Below are 4671 nucleotides of genomic sequence, written 5' to 3' on the forward strand. Positions count from 1 at the left end.
ACAGAGAAGCGGCGGCTATCAGGGCGGCCGTGATGGTCAGAGAGGCGGACGCGATGGACGCGGCGGTTTAAATATTCCGAAGCCATCCTTCGACAGTCCGGTTGTACAGAAACCGCAGAACAACAAGCAGAATAAGAATAATTACAAGAACGATAAATATAGCAAGATCGACCATGAGGAAGAGATGCACTCCAAGGGAAGAGGCGGAAAGAACGTAAAGAGCGCTGTTCAGCCGCCGCAGAAGAAGGAGGCAAAGGTTGAGGAGATCAAGACAATCACGATCCCGGAGGTAATCACCATCAAGGATCTCGCAGACAAGATGAAACTTCAGCCGTCTGTGATTGTAAAGAAGCTCTTTTTACAGGGCAAGGTTGTCACCATCAATCAGGAAGTAGATTACGAGCAGGCAGAAGAGATCGCGATGGAGTTTGACGTACTCTGTGAGAAAGAGGTCAAGGTTGACGTCATCGAGGAGCTTCTGAAAGAGGAAGAAGAGGATGAGAAGGACATGGTAACCCGTCCGCCGGTTGTATGCGTTATGGGTCATGTCGATCATGGTAAAACCTCCCTTCTGGATGCAATCCGCCAGACCAATGTAACTGCAAAAGAGGCAGGCGGTATCACCCAGCACATCGGTGCGTACATGGTAGAGATCAACGGACAGAAGATCACATTCCTCGATACGCCGGGACATGAGGCATTTACCGCAATGCGTATGCGTGGTGCAAAATCCACTGATATTGCAATCCTCGTTGTTGCAGCAGATGACGGTGTTATGCCGCAGACCATCGAGGCGATCAACCATGCGAAGGCAGCAGGTGTTGAGATCATCGTAGCGATCAACAAGATCGATAAGCCGAGTGCCAATATCGAGAAGGTAAAACAGGAGCTTATCGAGTACGAACTGGTTCCGGAGGACTGGGGCGGCAGCACCATCTTCGTTCCGGTATCTGCACATACCAAGGAAGGTATCAAGGAACTGCTTGAGATGATCCTTCTGACTGCAGAGGTCAAAGAGTTAAAGGCAAACCCGAACCGTAATGCGAGAGGTCTTGTCATCGAGGCGGAGCTGGATAAGGGTAAAGGTCCGGTTGCGACCGTCCTGGTACAGAAAGGTACCCTGCATGTCGGTGATCCGATCGCGGCAGGTGCCTGCTACGGCCGTGTCCGTGCGATGATGGACGATAAAGGACGCCGCGTCAAAGAGGCTGGTCCGTCCACTCCGGTCGAGATTCTGGGTCTTAATGACGTACCGAACGCCGGCGAGGTATTTGTACAGCCGGAGAACGAGAAAGAGGCAAGAAGCTTTGCAGAAACCTTTATCTCTGAGAGCAAGAATAAGTTAATTGAAGATACAAAGATGAAGCTTTCCCTGGACGATCTGTTCTCCCAGATCAAGGCAGGAAATGTAAAGGAACTTCCACTGATCGTCAAGGCAGACGTACAGGGTTCTGTCGAGGCAGTAAAACAGAGCCTGATGAAGCTGTCCAACGAGGAGGTCGTAGTCAAGGTCATCCACGGCGGTGTTGGTGCGATCAACGAGTCCGACGTCAGTCTGGCAGCCGCATCCAACGCGATCATTATTGGTTTCAATGTGCGCCCGGACGCAACCGCGAAGTCCATCGCAGAGCGTGAGAAAGTAGACGTTCGTCTCTACCGCGTCATCTATCAGGCAATCGAGGATGTCGAGGCAGCGATGAAGGGTATGCTTGACCCGATTTACGAGGAGCAGGTAATCGGTCACGCCGTTGTACGTCAGACCTTCAAGGCTTCCGGCGTTGGTACTATCGCTGGTTCCTACGTCCTGGATGGTAAATTCCAGAGAGGCTGCAAGGCACGTATTACCCGTGACGGCGAGCAGATCTTCGATGGTCCGCTGGCATCCTTAAAGCGTTTCAAGGACGACGTGAAGGAAGTTGCTTCCGGATACGAGTGTGGTCTTGTATTTGAGAAGTTCAACGATCTGCAGGAAGACGATATGATCGAAGCATATGCGATGGTAGAGGTTCCGCGCTAGAAAGGCAGAGGGATTCATGCGTAAAAATAGCATTAAAAATACAAGAATTAACAGTGAAGTACAGAGAGAGCTGAGTTCCATCATCAGCCGTGAGCTGAAAGATCCGCGGATTCATCCGATGACAACGGTTGTCTCCGTGGAGGTAACTCCGGATCTCAAGTACTGCAAGGCGTATATCAGCGTGTTAGGCAACGAGGAAGCGGCGAAGGATACGATCCAGGGACTGAAAAGTGCTGTCGGATTTGTCCGTACTCAGCTTGCAAAACGCATTAATTTACGGAATACGCCGGAAATTACATTTATTCTCGATCAGTCGATTGAGTACGGTGTACACATGACCCGCCTGATCGATGAAGTAACTGAAAACCTCAGAGACTCAGAATCGGGAGATGAGGAAGAAAATGAGTAAAAATATCTTAGAGGCGTCACTGGAAGGGGTGGAGCACATCGTACTGCTTGGTCACATCCATCCGGACGGGGACTGTATCGGAACGACTCTGGGACTGTTTAACTATCTGCGGGAGAATTATCCGCAGATAGAGGCAGAACTGTTTCTCGACCATCCGGCTGCTAAATTTTCTTATATGAATGATTTTGAGAAAATTCATACCGAGATTGTGCCGGAAAAACAGTTTGATCTGTGCATTACGCTGGATGCCAGCGACAAAGAGCGTCTGGGCGGCTACGCGGTCTATTTTGACAGCGCCGCCAAGACACTCTGTATCGATCATCACAGAACCAATACAGGATTTGCAGAACAAAATTACATCATTCCGGACGCAAGCTCCTGCAGCGAAGTGTTATACACGCTTCTTGATGAGGCAAAGATCAGCAGGGAGGCGGCAGAGTGTCTCTATACCGGAATTGTGCATGACACAGGTGTATTTAAGTACAATTCAACGACCCGGAAAACGATGGAAATCGCGGGCACGCTGATGGAAAAAGGCGTGAACGCGGCGAAGATCATCGACGACAGCTTTTACCGCAAGACCTACGCACAGAACCAGATTCTCGGAAAAGCGCTGCTTAGCAGTACACGGATTCTGGATGGAAGATGTATTTTCAGTGTGGTTTCCCAGAAAGAAATGGAGTTTTACGGTGTCGATACGAACGATCTGGATGGCATTATCGATCAGCTCCGGATTACCGAAGGAGTGGAATGTGCCATTTTCATCTATGAAAAGGCGTTCAACGAGTACAAGGTCAGCCTTCGTTCCAACGACTATGTCGATGTGAGCAAGGTGGCGGCGTATTTCGGCGGCGGCGGACACATCCACGCGGCGGGCTGCACGATGCAGGGACATCCGAGGGATGTGATCAACAACCTGACGGGACATATTGAGAAACAGATGGATGCCCGTAGGGAGGAATAGGAGGTTCTGTTGCTGATTGCGCTGCCTGCTTTCAGGTGCACAGCGCATGGACGGTAATAGTTCTGATTTTTTAGGAGATTTTATGTTTCACGGTGTGATAAATATTTATAAAGAACCGGGGTTTACGTCCCACGATGTGGTGGCGAAGCTCCGGGGCATTTTGAGACAGAAAAAGATCGGTCATACGGGTACGCTCGATCCGGCAGCGGAGGGCGTACTCCCTGTATGTCTGGGGAAGGGCACGAAGCTGTGCGACCTTTTGACGGATAAGAGGAAGACGTATCAGGCAGTTCTTTTGCTGGGAACCGAAACCGATACGCAGGATATGACAGGAACGATTCTTTCGGAGAAACCGACGGAACAGCTGACAGAACCAGCAGTCCGCGGGGCGGCGGAGAGCTTTGTTGGTCCGTATATGCAGGTACCGCCGATGTATTCGGCGCTCAAGGTCAACGGAAAGAAGCTCTACGAGCTGGCGAGAGCCGGAAAAGAGGTAGAGCGGGCAGCGCGTCCGGTGGAAATCTATGATCTTCAGATAGATGCGGTGGAACTGCCGCGTGTGACGATGACCGTGACCTGTTCTAAGGGAACCTACATCCGTACCCTGTGCCATGACATCGGTGAAAAGCTGGGATGCGGTGGCTGTATGGAAAAACTGATCCGCACCCGCGTCGATCGATTTGCGATCGGGGACAGCCTGCGCCTGTCCGAGGTGGAAGCGCTGGCGAAAGCCGGTCAGATCGAGGATAGGATCGTGCCGGTGGATGGAATGTTTGAGGACTGCCCGGCGTATGTGTCGGAGAGCGAAGTTCTGGATAAGCTTCTGCAGAATGGAAATCCATTCCCGAAGGGGCTGGGACCGAGAGACGGCTGCTTAGTGCAGATCGGAAGCAGTTTGGCTGAACACCAGGTTTCTGCGGATGGAAACTCAGAGATGGTACTTCCGGATTCTGGAATCATCCGCGTCTATGACAGCGCAAACCAGTTTATCGGTCTCTATGCCTATCAGCCGGAGAAGAAACAATGGAAACCACGTAAGATCTTTCTGGGAGGAGAGTAAGATGCAGTATTTTGCCGGAACCAGAGAATTTCAGATAAAAGAGCCGACTGCGGTCACGATCGGTAAGTTTGACGGTCTTCACAGAGGGCATCAGAAGCTGCTGCGGGAAGTGATGCGGTATCGAGAAAAAGGATATAAACCAGCGGTGTTTACCTTTGAGACGGCACCGGGAACCTTGATCCGGGGAAAGTTGCAGACGATGATCACGACCAACGAGGAGC

At 51.1% G+C, this 4671-nt stretch carries 4 protein-coding genes and 1 pseudogene; all 5 read left to right on the forward strand.

Translation table 11 applies throughout. The features are described from left to right. On the forward strand, positions 1 to 2017 hold a 2017-nt coding region (infB, locus tag QVO97_RS09740; RefSeq protein WP_288189568.1), incomplete at its 5' end, for a translation initiation factor IF-2. Between the two features lie 16 nt (positions 2018 to 2033). Beyond that, positions 2034 to 2426: a 30S ribosome-binding factor RbfA gene (rbfA, locus tag QVO97_RS09745; protein WP_022360140.1), complete on the forward strand. Its 393-nt coding sequence runs from the start codon at positions 2034 to 2036 to the stop codon at positions 2424 to 2426. Then, complete coding sequence (locus QVO97_RS09750; RefSeq protein ID WP_022360141.1) at positions 2419 to 3390, forward strand: DHH family phosphoesterase; 972 nt, start codon at positions 2419 to 2421, stop codon at positions 3388 to 3390. Before rbfA ends, QVO97_RS09750 begins: the two co-directional genes overlap by 8 nt. A gap of 82 nt (positions 3391 to 3472) precedes the next feature. Next, positions 3473 to 4450, forward strand: a complete 978-nt coding sequence (gene truB / locus QVO97_RS09755) for a tRNA pseudouridine(55) synthase TruB (RefSeq protein ID WP_022360142.1) — start codon at positions 3473 to 3475, stop codon at positions 4448 to 4450. 1 nt (position 4451) lies between these two features. After that, positions 4452 to 4671: pseudogene (locus tag QVO97_RS09760) on the forward strand (riboflavin biosynthesis protein RibF); the annotation flags it as partial.

Source organism: Clostridium sp. CAG:43 (assembly GCF_000434655.1).
GTDB classification, from domain to species: Bacteria; Bacillota; Clostridia; order Lachnospirales; family Lachnospiraceae; genus Otoolea; species Otoolea fessa.